The organism is Candidatus Melainabacteria bacterium (assembly GCA_003963305.1).
Lineage (GTDB): Bacteria > Cyanobacteriota > Vampirovibrionia > Obscuribacterales > Obscuribacteraceae > PALSA-1081.
Genome location: RXJR01000028.1, coordinates 12,878 through 32,818 on the forward strand (window position 1 = coordinate 12,878; position 19,941 = coordinate 32,818).

At 48.0% G+C, this 19,941-nt stretch carries 11 protein-coding genes; 6 read left to right on the forward strand and 5 right to left on the reverse strand.

Annotated features, from left to right (window positions below; translation table 11 throughout):
- Window positions 1–639: 639 nt before the first annotated feature.
- The gene (gene rarD, locus EKK48_25195) at window positions 640–1,611 is read right to left on the reverse strand and encodes an EamA family transporter RarD (protein ID RTL36539.1); all 972 of its coding nucleotides are present in this window, start codon (window positions 1,609–1,611) and stop codon (window positions 640–642) included.
- Window positions 1,612–1,769: 158 nt separating this feature from the next.
- Here rarD and EKK48_25200 point away from each other — a divergent pair, with 158 nt between their 5' ends.
- Window positions 1,770–2,456, forward strand: a complete 687-nt coding sequence (locus tag EKK48_25200; protein RTL36540.1) for a two pore domain potassium channel family protein — start codon at window positions 1,770–1,772, stop codon at window positions 2,454–2,456.
- A gap of 72 nt (window positions 2,457–2,528) precedes the next feature.
- On the opposite strand, the gene EKK48_25205 is transcribed toward EKK48_25200, so the two are convergent.
- Window positions 2,529–3,125 carry a polyketide cyclase gene (locus EKK48_25205; GenBank protein RTL36541.1) on the reverse strand — a complete coding sequence of 199 codons (597 nt, stop codon included), beginning with the start codon at window positions 3,123–3,125 and terminating at the stop codon, window positions 2,529–2,531.
- 415 nt (window positions 3,126–3,540) lie between these two features.
- Here EKK48_25205 and EKK48_25210 point away from each other — a divergent pair, with 415 nt between their 5' ends.
- From EKK48_25210 to EKK48_25230, 5 genes are all read left to right on the forward strand, one after another.
- Window positions 3,541–7,113: a hypothetical protein gene (locus EKK48_25210; GenBank protein RTL36542.1), complete on the forward strand. Its 3,573-nt coding sequence runs from the start codon at window positions 3,541–3,543 to the stop codon at window positions 7,111–7,113.
- 375 nt (window positions 7,114–7,488) lie between these two features.
- Window positions 7,489–8,637, forward strand: coding sequence for a hypothetical protein (locus EKK48_25215; GenBank protein ID RTL36543.1), 1,149 nt, complete (start codon window positions 7,489–7,491; stop codon window positions 8,635–8,637).
- 513 nt (window positions 8,638–9,150) lie between these two features.
- Window positions 9,151–10,650: a DUF2029 domain-containing protein gene (locus EKK48_25220; GenBank protein RTL36544.1), complete on the forward strand. Its 1,500-nt coding sequence runs from the start codon at window positions 9,151–9,153 to the stop codon at window positions 10,648–10,650.
- 394 nt (window positions 10,651–11,044) lie between these two features.
- The gene (locus tag EKK48_25225) at window positions 11,045–12,091 is read left to right on the forward strand and encodes an alpha/beta fold hydrolase (protein RTL36545.1); all 1,047 of its coding nucleotides are present in this window, start codon (window positions 11,045–11,047) and stop codon (window positions 12,089–12,091) included.
- 170 nt (window positions 12,092–12,261) lie between these two features.
- Window positions 12,262–13,179: a hypothetical protein gene (locus EKK48_25230; protein RTL36546.1), complete on the forward strand. Its 918-nt coding sequence runs from the start codon at window positions 12,262–12,264 to the stop codon at window positions 13,177–13,179.
- A gap of 98 nt (window positions 13,180–13,277) precedes the next feature.
- On the opposite strand, the gene argF is transcribed toward EKK48_25230, so the two are convergent.
- The 3 genes from argF to EKK48_25245 form a co-directional block, all read right to left on the reverse strand.
- Window positions 13,278–14,243 carry an ornithine carbamoyltransferase gene (gene argF / locus EKK48_25235; protein RTL36784.1) on the reverse strand — a complete coding sequence of 322 codons (966 nt, stop codon included), beginning with the start codon at window positions 14,241–14,243 and terminating at the stop codon, window positions 13,278–13,280.
- 130 nt (window positions 14,244–14,373) lie between these two features.
- On the reverse strand, window positions 14,374–14,922 hold the full coding sequence (locus EKK48_25240) for a hypothetical protein (protein RTL36547.1): 549 nt from the start codon (window positions 14,920–14,922) through the stop codon (window positions 14,374–14,376).
- Between the two features lie 328 nt (window positions 14,923–15,250).
- Window positions 15,251–19,939, reverse strand: a complete 4,689-nt coding sequence (locus tag EKK48_25245; protein RTL36548.1) for a glutamate synthase large subunit — start codon at window positions 19,937–19,939, stop codon at window positions 15,251–15,253.
- Window positions 19,940–19,941: the final 2 nt, after the last annotated feature.

Here is a 19,941-nt window from a genome sequence, read left to right on the forward strand (position 1 = left end):
TCTGAAGTCTTTCAACCGTTTCCCAGGCCGTCGCGTATACGATCTTGAACAATTTTGTTAGCTTGTAGGCACTCAGAACAGCACGCTCTTCAGTTGTCCAGATCAGCGCAAAAGTGGGATGGAGATAACGCAATCCGTGAAAATACGTACCTGCGGTTCGCCACGTTGTTCTTTTGCAATTCGTACAATCGAATGATCTTTCCCCTCGTGAATGTGCTTCCTCATTAGGGATTCCGCAGCTCTTACAGTTCGCAGGAAATACGTCCAGACAGGACTTTTCGTCCGGATATACAGCAAAAAATCTCTCCAGAGACTGTCGTGTCAATTCCTCCTCTTGCGCACGCGTAATCTTGTTCATACTCACTTATCCTCACGCAGGTGTCTCTCTTGATAAAACGTTGAATTGCCAGAAAAAGTTCAAAAATTACGAATTAAAATTGGACGAATGCGCTGACAATGAGAGTAAGATTACCTACTCGCGTTAGCCGAGCGATATCGCTTAAGATTTTAAATCTCCGTGTAAACCGATATCGGTCCGCCAAGAACCCAAAGATCAAAATTCACATAGAGGGTACAAGAGGCCGCTTTTTGGCATGGTGCAACCCATCTACTGCACCCATCAAACCAAAATTGCATTACTTAGGATTGCTGAATTCTCTTCAATCTCTGCGCAGCATAAATCGAATCAACCAAATAAATTCCGAGTGCAATCCAAATGCAAACGAATGCGCAGAGATGTCCACGCGTAAAGGTCTCATGATAGACAAACACTGCAAGAAGAAACTGGCATGTTGGCGAAATGTACTGAAAAAAACCCAGGGTTGAATATTTCAGACGTTTGCCGGCAGCAGCAAACCATAGCAGTGGCAACGTGGTAACCGGACCAGAAAGCGCCACCAACAAATCTTGACTCACATTCTTGAAAAACTCCAACGTTCCGTTAAGTTGATTCAAAATCAGATAACCAGTAGCAAAAGGAAACATCAAAAACGTTTCGACCGATAAGCCGACGAGAGGCTCCACCGGAGCAATTTTCCTCACCACCCCATAAGCACTAAATGTGACAGCTAAAAAAATCGATAGCGCTGGAACTTTTCCAGCTTGAATTGTCAGCGCGACAACTCCAGCAAGTGCCAAAATCACGGCAATGAATTGTGCTCTGCGCAGATGCTCCTTCAAGAACATGCGACCAAATGCCACATTAACCAAAGGATTCATAAAATACCCGAGACTGGAATCGAGTACTGCGTTGTTTGTCACTGCCCAAATAAATGCAAGCCAGTTTAGACTGAGAAGGGTCGCAGTTACAAAAAGAATTAGCAGGAGTTTCCTGGACCTCAGAGTCGCAATCAAATCAGGTAGCTTCTTCGTAGCGATGAGCATGGGAATGAGCGCTAAAACTGACCACCCCACCCGATGTGACACCGTCTGCATCGCTGGAACACCGCCGATTAATTTCCAGTAAACAGGAACGACTCCCCAGAAGCCATATGCCAGAACAGCATAAAAAGCACCTTCCAGCGGCTTCCTCGATAAATCAGAAGAATCTGAAATGTTTCCATCTGACTTAGCGCTGCTCTCTTCTACGGCATCAGGCGGTTCGAGTTTCATCGAGTACCTACAAATTTTCAGGATATCAATTGAGACTATCTTAGGCGATGTTACAATCAATGACTACCTGAGATGATACAGAGCCGAGCGTGGGCAAATTGAAACGGTTTCGACTTTTACTTCCGGATAACTATTCAAGCTTATTAGTGAGCTTACTAGTGCTAGTCCTCCTCACACCGTTTGCAGACGCCACTGCCGGCGGACACACCTGGGTGAGCCTGGCAATGCTCTATTTGACCGTCAGCGCTGCACTAGTAATAAGCCCAAACAAACTTGCTTCACTGAAAATCATAGCCATTGCATCAGTTGGCTCACTTCTATGGACTTGCTCAAAGTCAATTCCATATGAACCATTTCACACCCCGATCTTTCAGTGCATTGCCAACGGAAGTATCATCTTATTTCTGGCCACAACTGCGTGGCTTATGCTCAGACACATCCTTTTCACAGAAGCAGATCACAACACTATATGTGGTGCCATTTGTGTGTACTTATTGATTGGCGTGGTTTTTGCGTTGCTATTTCTCACGTGTTTGGAGGTGGATCCCACTGGTATCAGCTTTGGGCATGTTATAAAGAACAATACCGGCGAAAAGGAGCGACTTTCCCAGCTTATCTATTTCAGCATGTGCTCACTGACGACGGTTGGTTATGGTGACATCGTTCCAGTAGCACGATTTACGCGGACACTTGCCTGGTTGGAAGCTGTCACGGGACAACTGTATCTGGCTATCTTGGTAGCGAGATTAGTCGGTCTTCAGATTGCCAGGATTACTTTGAAACAGGCCGAGCGCTTGGAAAAAGAAAGAGAGCAAACACATGAACCGATCAGTAAACATCGCTGAATTGACTAACCGCTAAACGCTGGTTGGTTGATGACACTCCCCATCTAATCACTTCACTTAGACAACAGAGTGTTAGTCACGTATGTGCGATTCAGAGTCTTTGTTGCTTTGTTGAGCGCCAGTGGACTCGGCACCCTCGACTTCCTCTTTCAACGTTCTAAGCCCGATTTCAAAGTCCTTACCAATCAATTCGTCCATATTCATGAAGAGCCCAGCAAATTTCATCATCACAGAGCTCTCACCGCTCATTGACCAGCTTACTGAAGTCGTTCTATCTTTCGGCTCTAACCTAAACTGGGCGACATTATGTCCTTCAAATGGCTTACTGAAATCAAGCTTGATGACAACTTTCGACGGCTGGGTTGCTTCGATGATCTCCATCGTACCCGCACCAGCTTTTTCATTTCCATCCCACAGGTACTTAGCTCCTAACCCAGACTGACTACCACTGTACGACTTTTCCATTTTGGCATCCAGGCGCTCGTAAGGTGACCAGGACGTCCACCTATGAAAATCAGCTATAAACGGATAGATCGACTCGGGTCCGGCATTGATAATGATCGAACGCTGCACAATAAAAGAATTAGGTCGACTGGAGATGTAGATTGCCAAGACGCAAATCGAAGCGAACACAACAACAATGACCCCTACAACTAGTTTCTTGAGCATTGCGCAGACCTTTACTTAACCGTACGGTTGAATGCTACTGGAAATCATCAACGTTCGTATGAAATGCCGCTCACAGCTGACATACGATCTACGATCAGAAGGTACCAATTTCACTTACGGAATATCTGCTTACACAATCACTCACCAACTTGCCACCAGCAGACGAGTAACCAACTGATCGATATTACAGCTACCGGAACAAACCACTCGGTGTGTGAATCAGGGGAAACCCTATCGAAATTGAGATCGGCTTTTATTACAGTCATTAGGTCTGCATTTGCAGGCATGGAAACAATTACTAATACACATTAGCTGCATTCGCCTGACGGAAGTCACTGCTTCGCCTTGCGAGCCCTTCTCCCGCAAAGTTCCCCGCGGGCGGAGCGGCGCAGCGTCCTCTTATTGGAGCACTAATATGTCTACGGCAGAACTAGACGTTGAACCGCAACCCGAATCTACGGATCACTTACCGTCCAACCCACAGCAAGAGCCATCGCCTAACTGCCTGGCTCAAGCCGATGTTAAAACACCATGGCTCGATATCAATGCTCACTTTCAACTGCGAAGCCACGCACGACCTGATAAACCGAAAGCAGACAAGGATGATAAGAATGTAGCATCTATGCCATTTTTCGGCTTACCAAGATTTAGAAAGAAGAGAGTTGCAGACGCAAACAGTGATGCAGTCAAATCCAGATCGAGCGCCACAGCCAAAAGTACAAATACTCCTGAAACCAAAAGAGGGATTGCTCAGGGTCAAAATTCCGAATTCCAAGATCGACAAGAAAGCGGTAATAAGACAAATAGCAAAAGAGGCTGCATAGGCCCCGACAGTGATAAAGAAGAGGGCAGTGACAGTACAGAAAATCTCAACACCGACAATGACGATGATGGAATTACAGCCAGTTATAGAGATGGAGACGCAAACAGTGACCGAAACGCAAGCACCGGCGATGCTAAACATGTGCAGATGGACGACTGGCACGACCTGACCGTCCCCGCTAAAAGACAAATTTGGCAGGGATGGGAAGGCATAACAGTCACCACTTTCGGTATCGCACTTCCAGCCGTTGTTCTCGCCATGAGCGCAATGTCCATGCCAAAACGGTTGACGCTCGTTATGCTGAATCATCCTCTGGAAACAATTGCGGAACTGCTCTTGCTTATCTCCATTCCGGTCGCTAACTACATAGTCTGGGACGCCATCTGCAACAACAACATGCGCTACTCTCTGCGACGCGGTATGTCGATGGGTGCGGCTATAATGTCATGCCTCATGACTGCGGGTATATGCGTAGCCGGATTATTCGCAGACAATAGCGCGTTAGTTGACGAAATCGGAGACAGTTTTTCTGTAGGCTTCTTCGGATTAGCTAGCATATCCTTGATCTCAGGCAGTGTTTGCGCATATCTGGTCAATCGCATACGCCTGGCTAGGGACTTTAAAAAGTCTCGCGCCCAGGTTCTTGCTTTCACTGCCATGGGAGCCATACTTGCTCTGGTAACTGTGATTGGTGCCGAATTCAGACCGTGGTCAATTCGCCTGGCTGAAAAGAAGGCTGCCTCTAAAAGCCCAGTAGAGCGCCAACTAGGACTAACCCAACTGCGAGCCCTTGAGCCAGAAAGAGAACTCCTTATGGAATGCTCCGATCAGAAAGCTGCGGGCATCGCAGGATTGTTTATTCCCCTGAAATCATCGACTCAGCATGAACTATACTTCGCCTTAACCGGAAAGCCATACAGCTTTAAAGATATTGCCAACACGGATTTGTCATCAATGCCAGACGACTATCTCAGCCGTCATGTTGTTGGTGAGCGCATTCCAGGACTGGGAATGAGTCGATCCTATATGAGCGGCATGGTGCACCCAAACACCTTGTCGTCCACGATCGAATGGACTTATGTTTTCAAGAACGACTCCAAACTCAAAGAACAAGAGGCCCGAGCTGAAATAGGTTTGCCACCAGGCGCGGTGATCACCGGATTAAAACTCTGGAAACAAGGTGAACCGATGGAGGCAAAATTTGTACCGTCAGGAAAAGCAGAAGGTTCTGACGGATTTGCCGAAGTTGGACACGACAGCCCAGCGATCGTAACTGACCTGGGACACAGTCGCGCACTACTTCACTGCTATCCAGTCGAACAAAATGAGGAATTGAAGCTGCAAATTACAATGATCGTTCCACTTCAAGCTGATGGAGAAAGGACTGCTTCACTTTCGCTACCTAAGTTTTTAGCCACCAACTTTGACTTGAATGGAGACCACATGCTCAAACTCCGATCAAGCAATAATTTGTCGAGCACTGTTAAAAATCTGCTACCCGCCTCAAGCCCAGGAGGACTGAGAGCTATATCAGGAACGCTTTCACCCCAACAGTTAGAGAATTCAAGTCTGCTCCTGACGGCTGAACGCCCAGTCGAAACAGCTCCTGTAGCTGTCTTAGATAAAATCGCAGTAAAACTGGAACAACAAGACATCAAGCTTAAGGAAGCAAAAGCCAGAAAAAATGCCGCTAGAAATCATCAGCAAGAACAAGTTGTAGTAATGATTGACGGTTCCAAAGGGATTCAAAGTCAGTTCGAAAGCTTGCGCAAAGTTATGGCAATGAAAGTGGGTGGCAAGAGTGTTAATGGACGAATCGTCAAAGGAAAATTTAAAGCGGTTCCAGCAAAGTATGTAGTTGAGACGGTTGTGCAAACAGCGGCACCAGCTCCAAAAGAATTGGTAATAGTGGTTGACGGTTCAGCCACAATGAAAACTCACATTAAAGAACTGACGAGAGCATTGAAACTCTTACCCCAGGGAATACCCACGCACGTAATCGTTGCATCGCAAGAGCACCCTGAACTGCTAAAGCCGACATCGCTAAAAGATGCATGGGCGAAATTGGAGACTATGCAGTTTGAAGGCGGACAAGACAACCTGCAAGCAGTCGTGAGAGCATCCGAATTAGCAGGAGAAACTAAGGGAGGCGCGGTGCTCTGGGCGCATGGTCCACTGCCGGTATTAAATGAAGAAATCTATATCATGCCCTCATATGTAGCGGTGCCATCATTTTATGAATTGCCACTGGGCAGCGGTGAAACCGACACATATGACTTTTTCAAAAATCATACGGAAATTGGACCATTTACTCAAGTGCCTCGAAATACAACGGAAGTAGTAAGCGATCTAGGCGCATTCTTCTCGAAATGGAAGCTTGATCAAAGTGGATACGCTGTAACGCTAAGCCAAACAACAGCTAAGCCCGAAGCGAGCGTGACAGGATCGCCAGATGAGCAGCGTGAGTTGCTGTTATTGCATGCGCATAAGCAAATCAGCGAGTACCTGACTACACGACACATAACCAAAGCTTCTCGCATTGCTGTTGCATATGGACTGGTTTCTCCAGTCAGCTGCGCCATAGTGCAAGACAACAATATCGATAATGCTGATAATGCTGAAATTCCAAATGACGTATTCAACACAGACGAAGCCCAAGCTGACAAAGACGACTTCAAATCAGAGAATGCTGGCACCCAAAACGGTAACAACGCCGCAGAATCCGGTCCAAATAGTGAGTCAGGAGGTGACTCGACCCCAAACCTGGACACGGACCAAACTAGCCAGTCAGACAACGAGGATTCTACGAGCACCAAAGGGGCAATTATACAAGGGGCAACAAATGGCACCATCGGTGAGACCACATATGTCACAGGAGTAAACACAGCCGGAAATGTGCGAGTCAATAACCTCGCTAATCTCGAGGCTATGCTCAACATATTTGCCAATCTCTTGGAGGTAGGTTGCGGTTTGATCGGAGTCGTAATTGTCTTACACAGTCTGGCAAACAAGAGCTTTGCGCTCGAATTGATGGGTCGAGAACTTGAGATCTCGCAGGGTCAAAGAATCGCCGTCGGAATAGCCCTCCTTCTATTCGGACTGACTTTTCCTGGATTACTTAACTGGTTCGTTGCATCTGCACGCGACGCAAATCTGTTCAGCTAATCAGATCTCGCGGCGACGAAGGAAGGACAAACGAAGGCTGCCCTTCCTTTTGCCGTTATAAAATCTCGGTCACAAATTGACCAGGTCAAAACATGTCTCCAACACTTCGAAAAGTGTTGTGAGGCTTTCGGATAAAAAGTTCAGAGCCTATACCATCAAAATGAATTCCCCAGAGATTGAGGTCCATATTTGAGATTCAGATCAAACCGAACAGTACAAGCCATCGCAATCCTGTTGACCTATAGCGTCAGTGCTTTCTCATTCATTTCGTTTCCAGCCCTTGCCACAACGAATTCACCAATTAATGACAGTAAGAGCAAAAGCGCTCACCTTGCAAAAAGAAACCATCCTCGTGCCCCCATAGCAGAGTTCTTTTTGATTACCGGCGATCTCAGTGGTGGGGAAATCTACCTCAGCGAGCATCTTCAAAAGCATCCCAACGACGATCAGGCTAGATTCGGGCTTGGAGTCTTGCAATTCCTGCGAACGGTAGAATTACTAGGTCAGAGTTTCCATCGTTATGGTCTACGAGCGGAGGCCACCCGCGGAATCACCGGACCCATAGTCCGTCTACCTGTCCCCGATAACGATATTCCGGACACAATTTCATACGAAAAATTGCGTCAAATTTTCGACGAATTCCGCACCGGTTTGTTAAAGTGCGATTCTACGTTGGCAGAAATAGATACTGCTGATGTGAAACTGCCGCTCCATTTCAGCATGATAAAACTTGATCTGGACGGCGACGGAGTTGCCGATGAAAACGAGCGATTGTGGAGGGTATACAAACAAATCACAAGAAACAGCTCTCTTGACGAAAAGGCGCCCGATAATTCTCTAGTATGTTTTGATAGAGGCGACGTACATTGGCTGCGAGGCTACTGCCACCTCCTTGCCGCATTGATAGAAATATTTCTAGCCTACGACAGTCACGAAACTTTTGAACACGCGGCCCACCTTGTATTCAAAAAAGTTGAATCACCTTACAAGTTTTTAGCTTACTCAACTCAATTTCACAACTTTCGCAACAGCGATGCGAGCCTTTTCGACATAGTTGCTCTGGTCCATTCAATCCATTGGCAGGTAAGTGAACCCGAACGAATGAAATCAGCGTTGAATCACCTAGAATGCGTAGTCGATCAGAGTAATATCTCCTGGCGTTGGATAATGGCTGAGACTGACGATGATCACGAATGGCTGCCGAATCCGCGTCAGACTGGCGTAATAAAAAATGCCAGGGTCACCAACGAAATGGTCATCGCATGGGGACAGATTATGAGGGAGGCTGACGGCATACTACGTGGAGATATTTTGATCCCATTTTGGAGATCCAAGAGCCAAGAAGGTATCAATGTGCGAAAGGTTTTCTTGCAGCCAACCACACTCGATCTTGTCTACTGGGTCCAGGGCACCGCTGCATTACCATACCTGGAGAAGGGAAGATGCACCGAACCAAAACTATGGAATCGACTGATGGATGCTTTTGGACACAATTTCCCGGGATATGCGCTCTGGTTTAACTGACAAAACGGAATGGAGATGAGACTTAGCAAAGCGATATCGGTTTACACTCAGTTCAGCTCTTTGTAAAGCGATATCGCTTTACCCAGGATTCAGCACTTTCTAAAGCGATATCGGTTTGCTGCGCCTGCCACCACTAACAGAGGATCTGCCAGGTCGAAATGACGAAAGCAGCTGCTAAAAAGCCAAGCTGAAAAGACAAACCACCGACATCGTTAAGAACGGTGTGGAAGACGCAAAATGGAAAGAAACGGGCAAATAATCCGTCATCTGTGTAAACGGTTCACGGCTGGTAGCACAACTTACGTGCTGCCAGCTTTCATATACAAGTTGAGACGGCGAATTCTATGGCAAACTAAACGGCTGCTGCGATCACAATCCAGTGTTCCTCATTCAAAGACTCCGAATTCCGAGCCGCGAACGATTTCAAGAGACTAATCATGGCATGCATAGCCTGGTATCGTAGTGAGATAGCTGTTCAGTGGGAACAGCGTCGTTCTGGGTAACCGATTCAGTATGAACAAGGTGTTTTCGCTAACAGCATTCGGATGGGGAGTCATCCTCATCGCCCTGTTCTTCTACACGGATTTGCTTCTACCCGCAGTAAACCAGAATTCCGATTACTTAATGACGTTTTACACCGCGGGAGAATTGGTTAGAGAAGGAAAAGTCAGCCAGCTGTATCCGCCCGCAGATGCTGGCACCTTCGTCGACACAGCATTCGACAAGGCCGCTCACGTTGTACTTCCCCTTTTGCCTGCAAGAGCAACTGCCGAATACATGTATATGCCTGCCATTGCAGTTTTTTTCGTCCCGCTCAGCTTACTAAGTCCAAGCATCTCCTTACTTGTCTGGCAACTTATCTCACTAGCATCTTTAGCAGTATGCACTACTCTTTTCACATCGAGATTTAGCAACCAAGATCCTGATAGCGCCCAACAAATTGAGAAAACGGACGGGTCTCCTAAGAATTTCATCGCCGGACTAAATGAGAAATCTACGGACCATGAGTTAGCAAAATCATCTCCGGCACCAGTACCACCAGAGTCAGCAAAGTCATCACCGGCATCAGCATCAGCGCAAGTACCTTCAGAATTAACCGAATCATCCGCGGTATTGCAAGCTGAAACAGCCAAATCAAGCACCAGTAAGGGAGCACACAATCTAACCGCCTCAGCATTTTGGTTAGCACTAACGCTGGTGCCATTAGCAATCTCGATCTGGATTGGTCAAATCAGTGTCGTTTTTGGTTTACTGCCGTTCATGGCCGGGATGTTTTTTGTTCTCAGGAAAAAGGATTTGCTGGGTGGGTTGATCTGGGCGCTCACAATCATCAAGCCACAATTTTTAGTGCCTGTTCTGATGATCACAACTGCACTCGCTATCTCCAGGCGCATTAAACCGCTGGCTGGAGTTATCGGCGGAATTGCGATGTTCTCGATTTTGAACGTAGCAGTCTTCTCAATGACCGTAATTGGACAGTGGTTGACGACATTGAAGCTGGCTGAAACTGTTTACTCAGATTTGAAGTTCGGAGTTGCGCAACATATCGCTACCAGTTTGCCACGAGCCATTATTCTCCTGCTACCAGTGTCACAACACCCTATAGCCAAACCCATTATCTATACGGTGTCAGCGATACTTGGTGGCATAGGGCTATATTTTTGTATCAGAGTCATGAAGTCTAAACTAGCAGATTGCAACAAACTTGCGATTGCGACTGTTATTTGTATCTTTGCGACGCCGATGATCGTTCCGCACGTTTTCTTTTATGACTACACGATGTTCATCGCTGCTGGCTTCATGGTTTATGCTCTAAAATGGGCGCCTGAGCTCGGTTTCAGGCTAAAGTCACTGCTCTGGTTGGGTTGGGCTTTAACCAATGCATACGCGATAATTCTCTTCACCAACAAAAATTTCGCCGTTCCTATTCTGTTCGTATTGTTAATGCTTGAACTTTATCGTCGAGCGCTAGTGTGCGCCAAGTTAGCACTGAATGATATTGGATCTGAATAGTGACCTGAAGATAAGAACTTCATATTCACTGTCCCCCTAAAATTTCCTCTCAGCGCGTAAGTCACTGGTAATCCCGGTGCCACCAACTGTGGTGATACGAGCATTATGTTCACGTCAGAGGCTAAATCATCAGAGTTGCAAATCTAGCGACCACATGGCAACACCATATCTGGTGACAGTCGTCAAGGAGAACAATTTTATATTCGGATTAATATGAAAAACAACTTTCTCATAGCTTTCTGTCATATAATGACAACGCTTAGAAAAGGGATTGTCAGTTCAGGTATCAAGGCATCTCCATGGGCGTAATTGTCAGATCGAGCCACCAGCTGGCCGATGCGACGTACGTACGCATCACAAAAAGTCGTAATTGACTGCACTTACGCGGGTCCGAATGTTTTTTCCGTCCATTGCAAAGCGAACCAATCTGAGTTACCTCTCATCTTTGCATACCAATTTCAAGAAATTTGTGTCCCTTAATGTTGCTGCCGCAACGTTACTGACAACCGCATTCATTTACTCGAGCACACCGGCTAAGGCACTCGAAAAACCTTCACTTTCCACTACGATAAACGCCGGCATTCAAGTTTACGAATGGAAAACGAAATTAGCACGCCCGCGAGGCACTGTTCTCGCTGTTCATGGAACAACACAGCAAGCAGGCTGTTTTGAAAGTCTTTCTCATTACCTCAACGACGCTGGTTTCAACGTCGTGGCCATGGACTTGAGAGGACATGGTCGCTCTTATTTCTCTCACGATCCACACAATGCGCGCCACGAAGTCAGCTACACAAAAAGCGCCGAAGACCTGTCCAGAGTCTCTAAGCACATCAAATCCCTTTCGCCCAGACTGCCGCTATTCTGCATCGGTGAAAGCGTCGGCGCAGCCGTTGTGGTGCGTGCGGCCAGCGAGCATCCAGACCTGTTCGATGGAATTATCCTTGCAGCTGCCGGCACCAGTCCTCACTTTTTCAGTTTCGACGCCGGCATGATTGCACACGATCTCGTCAAAGGTTTGTCTGACCTGGATCGCCCATTAGATGTCGCTGATTACATTCGCAAGTACTCCTCAGACGATCCTCGTATCACGAAAGAAATGGTTGATGATCCGCTTTCGCGGACTATGTTGACCGGCAAAGAAATTTTGCAGACTGGAGCATTCATTCACAAAACGCCCCATCAGGCTAAGTTGTTGGCGTCAAACATTTCTGTTCTGCTCATCAATGGCAGCGAGGATGGAATTGTCAAAGCTGAGTCGACAGAAACGATTTTAAATAACATTCGCTCCCGAGACAAAAAACTCGTAAACGTTCCAGGGTGTGGGCACGTTCTACTGGGTACTTCATACTTGAAGAAAGCAGTCGTCAGTTCCGTCACAGACTGGCTAATTTACGAAACAGACTCGAGCCAAACAGCATCTCTGCATAAACATATTCAATAGAATCGATTGTGCCATACCATCCATCGGAAGCCAGCGTCGATCTTCAGAGAACTTCCTCGTACTACACCTTAATCAAAGCCGCAAATACGATCGGCTACTTTTTCCTGCTTCACTTAACCTGGCGATTCGTGACGCACCGCCTGGACTGGCAATTATCGACAGGATGCGTAGTGCTCAGCGCAGGTTGGCTCATACTTACTCGCATCAAAGTAGATCATTTATTGCAAACCTATTTTGATGTGTTATCACGCATCGAATTACAATTGCCGGTGGTACTGGGTTTAGTGCTGGGAATAATGGCACTTATGGCACACGCCTACCATCCCATCGTCCACGCAATTGCGATAACAGAAATGGCGTTTTGGGTATGGCTCTGGACGCTCTATCGCAGGAACAAAGCCAAATTCAAGAAGCAAGGTTATGGTCCTGTTCCCCTAAACACCTGGGTCAACCCACCTGCAGACCTATTGAAGCCAGGGGACCTTATACTCACGAGCGGAAATATAGCGAAAGAATTGCATGAAAGTGTGGGGCATGCCGAGATGGTGTTGAAAATGCCGAACGGGGAAAAGATGCTGTTTAGTTCTTACATGGACAAAGGAACTTGCTTTCATCCCCTCGAAGATCTGACAGGACCAGCTTACAAAGGACATTACGTAGCGCTTCATCTAAAACAACCATGGTCGGAAACACAAGCCGCAAAGGCTACCGAGATTGCTGAATCAATGGTGGCACTGGATAAGCAATGGGCTGCTGAAGAAAACATTCGCGTATCAAAAAGAATTGCCATTCTGCCAATTCCCGAAGAATGGAAAGCAAAGTTACGTCGAACATTCCATGCCAGTGGATACGACTGGTTTGGAACGTTCATGGGACGTGTCGCCGACAATCGATGGACCTGCATTGGTGCCTGCGTGGAACTTTACCAACGAATGGCAGTCCCCATTAATCAATATGGAACTGGACTGCTCGGAGTAGGCACAACTATTTTCGATCCAATTTTACCGGTAAGATTCCTGGCTGACCCTGCATTGGAGCTGATCACCAAAAACGAACAGCTCAATCAAAAGGCGATGATCTCAAAATGATGTTGTGAACAAATGCCATAGGGCGATGATCGCAAGATGATGTTGTGAACAAATGCCATACACCCACATCTGTGATCATCAAGTTGGCCGCTTGCAGCCTATAACGTCAGTGCAATCACAGCTTTCTGAGCGTGCAATCTATTTTCAGCTTCGTCGAAAACGACAGACTGGGGACCATCCAGAATCTCGTCAGTAATCTCATGTCCACGGTGCGCTGGTAAACAATGCATGGCAATAGCATCGGGCTTTGCCTTTGCCATCAAACCTGCGTTAACCTGAAATCCATCGAAATCTTTGAGACGTTTCTCTGTCTCATCCTCCTGCCCCATTGAGACCCAGGTGTCCGTGTAAACTGCATCAGCATCTCTTACTGCATCTGCGGGATCGTTTGTAAGCACAATTTTCGACCCCGTCCCGCTGGCGATCGACAGAGTCAGTTCCCACAGCTCTTTTATAGGTTCATACCCAACGGGACAAGCGATCGAGAAGTGCATGCCTATTTTTGCAGCGAACAACATCAGGGAATTGACGACATTATTGCCATCACCCACGAAGGCAAGCTTCAATCCCTCCAATTTGCCTTTATGCTCCTGGATCGTAAGGAAATCAGCAAAGGCCTGGCACGGATGCTCCCGATCGCTTAAACCATTAATCACCGGAATGTTTGCATGCGCGGCCAACTGCAAGACCGTATCATGATCGAACGTGCGAGCCATTATCCCGTCCAACCAACGATCTAAATTCTTCGCTACATCTGGAACCGATTCACGCAATCCGAGCTGACCTTCAAGATAGATGGCATTACCACCGAGTTGAGTCATGCCGGCTTCGAAAGTGACTCGCGTACGCAGTGACGGCTTCTCGAAAAGCATAGCCAGGGTCTGACCTTTGGCAAATTGCGTTTGCGTACCGTCAAACTTATTCGACTTCAAATCGTGAGCAACCTGCAACACCAACAGCAACTCTTCTTTCGACAACTGTTCTATACCGATGATGTCTCGACCTCTAAGCTGGTCGGAGGCAAAAATGTAATTGAGTGGAGAACGTCCCTGTGGCGCAGACATTCTTTGAGAGCTTTGCATGGCGTTAGCCCCACTACCAACATTGTTCACCATCGAATCTACTCCTGTTCTAACTGATTGCCGCCAAATATCAAGAAAAGTCCCCGGCTACAAGAACTGAGGATTCTGCCATTTACTTAGTCTTTTTCGTCGTCGATTTAGTTGTTGACTTGGAATTGACGACCTTAGTATTCCCGGTCTTTGCAGCACTCTTTTGATCAGCACTGCTTGCACCACCGGCAGCACCGGCAACACCGGCAGCACCGTCAGGACCAGCAGCAGCACCACTTGCGGTAGCACCTGTTTTCTGTGATGAACTGCTCAAATCTTCATTGAATTTCGTAGTTAATTTATCGAGTTTGGCTATCTCGGCATCCGGATATCCTGCCCGACCCGCAGACGCTTCAACCGAGCGCAACTCGGAAAGTCGTGTTCGAAAGGTCTCTGCCTGAGCAGTCGTGAGCCAACCTTTTGTCACACCCATATCTATTTGACCGGCATAGTTGTCGAAGCGCTGCTTGTACTTGAACGCATAGCCTTTTATTGTCGCTTCGGTTGTAGTTGATGAACTGGAGGAACTGGAAGAAGCGGCACCCCCAATCTGCGCCAACGCATCATTGACGCACAACCCTCCCACAAGTCCAGACACGAGAAACAAATATCCGATATTCACAATCTTCATAACAACCCTCCTTAATCTAGTTTCGTGTGGCGAAGGCGCTGGAAAGTGTTACTCAGCGGCTGCTTGAGTCCACATAGTCGAGCTAGAAACGGTGACCAGAATAGCACGGTTGAACAGGACGAAAAAACCGTTGTCAATGAACCTTTCAGTTAAGAATCCCAACAAAGCTCGAAAACCTCATCAGCGCACACGACGAGCTTCGCTTATGTCTGTCTGTCCATCTATCTGTCCATCCGTCTGTCCATCCGGCTGTCCGTCAGTCTGTCCATCCGTCTGTCCGTCAGTCTGTCCATCCATCTGTCCGTCAGTCTGTCCGTCCGTCTGCCTATCAATCATTGTGAAAAGTCGGCATCGTCGCAAATATTGAAACATCCAACGAATCAGTAGACTGGTTAGATTCCAGTTCGGGCAGAGCATCCGGATGTTGCAGTTCCGGCAGAGCATCCGGATGCTGCAGTTCAGCCAGTGGCACCACTTGCCAGAACTGCGCCAGGTAAGCAGCCCAGTTCTCCAAAATCATCTTCGCCCTCAAACTTCCTGTAAACGACAGGTGTTCCTCAAGAAGACGCTTCAACGATGCTGCAGCCGCTGAAGTCAGACGCTGGATACGCTTTCCTTCATCCGCATTGAGAAGTGCTTCTACCGACTCCTGTTCATCCAACACATAAGCCAATCCGCCGGTCATGCCAGCTGCGAAATTACGACCAATCGGACCCAATATAACTACGGTGCCACCAGTCATATACTCACAGCAGTGGTCGCCTGCACCTTCGACAACCGCCGTGGCACCTGAGTTTCGAACAGCAAATCTCTCACCAGCCTGGCCGGCTACATACAATGCACCGCCAGTAGCACCATACAAGCAAGTGTTGCCGACCAGCACATTTTGCCAGGAATTGTATTGCACACCAGGAGAAGGCTTAATGGTGATTAGGCCACCGTTCATCCCTTTTCCGACATAGTCATTAGCTTCGCCAGTCAGTTCCAGGCAAACGTTGCGTACATTGAATGCACCAAAACTCTGCCCGGCAGCTCCCGTAAATTTCAGATCGATTGAACCCTGAAATCCATCATTACCCCAGCGACGCGCAATTTCGCCAGAGATTCGGGCTCCAACAGTCCGATCAGTGTTGATTATCGGATAGCTCTTACCGGCTCTCTGTTGATTTTCTATGGCATTCTTAACATCCTCATCGCCCAGTATGCAGTCATTAAGCGTCAAGACACCAACAGAATTGACAGAATCGACTGAATTGGCGGAGCGAGACTGCTCCAACTGACTGGCAGTGGCATGCCTGAGTAAGCAATCAAGGTCAAGCACAGCTTTCTTGCCCAGAGAGGAAGCGTCGCGAGGCTGCAGTAAATCAGTGCGTCCTACCACCTCAGCGATAGATTTGTAGCCCAGTTGCGCCAGAGTCATGCGCACTTCTTCGGCTATGAAAAGGAAAAACTCAACAACCGGTTCAGGAGTTCCAGGGAATTTTTTACGCAGCGATTCCTTTTGACTGGTTATACCGACCGGACAGTTATTGGTATGACAGACGCGAGCCATGATGCACCCCTCGGCAATCAAAGCAATTGAGCCAAATCCGAATTCATCGGCGCCCAGCATGGCAGCAGTCACCACTTCCCATCCGCTTCTCAAACCGCCATCAACACGCAGTCTGACACGTTCTCTGAGCTGATTAGCACGCAAAACCTGATGGGTTTCCGCCAGCCCTAGCTCCCATGGAACACCAGCATTTTTGATTGACCCGAGCGGCGAAGCCCCGGTGCCACCATCGTGCCCGGAGATCTGGACAATATCCGCATCTGCTTTAGCAACCCCGGCAGCAACTGTACCAATGCCGATTTGCGAAACCAGCTTCACCGATATTTTTGCCCTGTTATTCACCTGACGCAAATCAAAAATCAGTTGAGCCAGGTCCTCAATTGAATAGATATCATGATGCGGTGGTGGCGAAATCAGAGACATATTCGGCTTAGCACGCCGCAGCCAACCAATATATTCAGAAACTTTATGCGCAGGCAATTGCCCACCTTCACCAGGTTTAGCGCCTTGTGCAATCTTAATTTCAAGCTGTTTCGAGGTGACAAGGTATTCAGGAGTAACACCGAACCGAGCCGAAGCAACCTGACGAATAGCAGAAGCGGCGTGATCGCCTTCTTTCAATGCGAACAAACCCGGGAAATCAGGACTGGTACCATCAGGTTGTACATTCTTGATTGGATAATAGCGATTGGGATCCTCACCACCCTCACCTGAATTAGACATAGCGCCTAAGCGGTTCATAGCGATCGCCAGAACCTCATGCGACTCTTTAGACAAAGCACCTAGCGACATTCCACCAGTGCAAAACCGATGCACAATTTCCTGCACCGATTCGACTTCATCCAAAGCGATTGGTTGCCTATCTGACTTGAACTCGAGCAAATCACGCAGCGCATAAGGATCGCGCTCCCGAACAAGCTCTGAGTACTTGCGGAAATTATCTTCCTTCGAGACATCGCGAGCACGTTTAGTCAATCCCAAACCGGCATGCAAGGCGCGCACGAGTTCGGGATTATTGCCGTGATATTCGCCACCGTTGCGATAAACCATATTTCCGAAATCTTGAACGGCCGGATTATCACCAAAAGCCGTTTCATGGAAACGCAAACATTCCCTCGCGATATCCTCGAATTCCAGTCCGCCCAATCTGGATGTGGTGCCGTTGAAACAACGCTCGATCACCTTTGGACCGAGCCCAACACACTCGAAAATCTGCGCACCGATGTAACTCATGAGCACTGAAATGCCCATCTTGGAAATTATTTTGAGAATGCCTTCTTCAGCAGCCTTGACATAATTGAGTTGCGCCTTGTGCACCGACAAACCGATAAACGGTGCCACCTTTATGTTAGGTTGGTCGGTACCAATATACTTGGCTTCGTTCACCAGAGCTTGAATTGGTCCGCTGAAATACCAGTCGCGCACAGTTTCCAGAGCCAGATATGGACAGATCGCCTGCGCCCCATAACCCAATAAACAAGCAAAATGATGAGTGCTCCAACATTGCCCTGTCTCAATAATGAGCGAGCAATTCAATCTCAATCCTTCACGTATCAGATGATGGTGAACAGCACCTACTGCTAGGAGTGATGGTATTGCTGCTTGCCTGGCATTGACTCCACGATCGTTCAGTATAAGAATCGTCTTTCCATCACGCACCGCATCGACGGCTTCAGAGCAAATTCGCGTTATGGCGCCCTCAAGATCTGCACCGTCAACGTCGAACAGCAAGGAGATGCGTCGACACGAATAATCCGAACCAAGTGAATCCAAGCTTTCCAATTCCAACTCATTCAGAATGGGAGTGGTCAGATGTAGAGCCTTAGCGGCAAATTGAACAGGATGAAGAAGATTGGTGCGTCGACCCAGATACGTGTCAAGAGACATCACCAACTTCTCACGCAGAGGATCGATAGGCGGATTAGTCACCTGCGCAAATCGCTGCTTGAAATAATCAAACAAAACGCGGGGCTGGCGCGATAGCACCGCCACCGGTGTATCATCTCCCATTGAGAAAATCGGCTCATTAGCGGTTTGTGCCATGCCACCAACAATGTTGAATATATCCTCTTTGCCGTAGCCAAAAGCGAGCTGCTCTTGTAGCAACTGCTCCGCTTTTATGGCTCGGTCCGGACGACTGAACTCCTGCCGAACAAGAGTTTTGCGCTCTGCTTTGATCCATTCGCCGTACGGATGTGCCCGGGCGACCGCTTCCTTGACCTGCCAGTTCTTTTTGATTTCACCCGTATCCAGATCGACAACAATCATCTGTCCAGGACCAAGTCGCCCCTTCTCAATCACAGCTTCAGACTGAAAGGGCACCACGCCAGTTTCCGAACTGAGGATAAAGGAACCATCAGACAAAATAGTGTAACGAGCTGGTCTGAGACCGTTTCGATCCAGAATTGCACCAGCTGTTCTTCCATCGGAATAGACAATTAGCGCCGGACCATCCCAGGGCTCTTGCAGAGCGCTGTGATAATCATAGAAATCTACGATTTCAGGATAAGCGTCGAGGGCCGGCTGATTTCGATAAGCCTCAGGCATCAACTGCATGAGCGCCGCTTCGGGCGAATGTCCGGCATTAACCAGCATCTCCAGCGCATTATCAAGGTTGCCTGAATCGGAGCCGGCATTGCTTATAACAGGCTGTAAATCCTGCTCACGACCAAAGTATGCGGGATGCTCGAGCACCGGCTCGCGAGCACGCATCCAGGTACGATTGCCCAGTAAAGTGTTAATCTCGCCATTGTGACCCAGCATACGAAACGGCTGCGCAAGCGCCCAACGCGGAAACGTGTTGGTGCTGAATCGGCGATGAAAGACAGCAAAATTCGAAATGTAGAGCGGATTCTGTAAATCGAGATAGAAATCGCGCAATACCGACGAGCGCACCATCCCCTTGTAGACGATTGTTTTTCGTGAAAGGGAGGCGATATAGAAATCATCGCAACCGTCCTTAAGACGAATAGAATTGATCAAGCGCTTGCGAGCGATCATGAGGCGGCTATCGAAATCAGATGAGCTGGCGGCCTCGAGCTTGCCCACAATTACCTGCAAAATTGTCGGACACGTAGACAGAGCCAGTGGACCAAGCACTTCGCGCCTGACGGGCACATCTCGCCAACCTAGAATGGTGAGACCTTCCTCTGCAAACAGTGCTTCCGTATCACGTCGGCAGGAATCTTCATATCCAGGCGGAAGGTAAACGACACCAACCGCTCCGACGTCCTCACTTTTGTACCCATCCAACTCGAGTAGTTGCCACGGAATAGCAGTCAAAATACCAGCGCCATCACCAGTGTCACGATCGGCACCGCAAGCACCACGATGCTCCATACAAGCAAGCGCTGACAAGGCTGACTCCAGAACCTCATGGGTGAAACGCGGTCTGTAGATAAGACCAACGCCACAAGCATCACGCTCGGAAAGTAACGGATCAAAACACTGATGTGAATCTGACATGG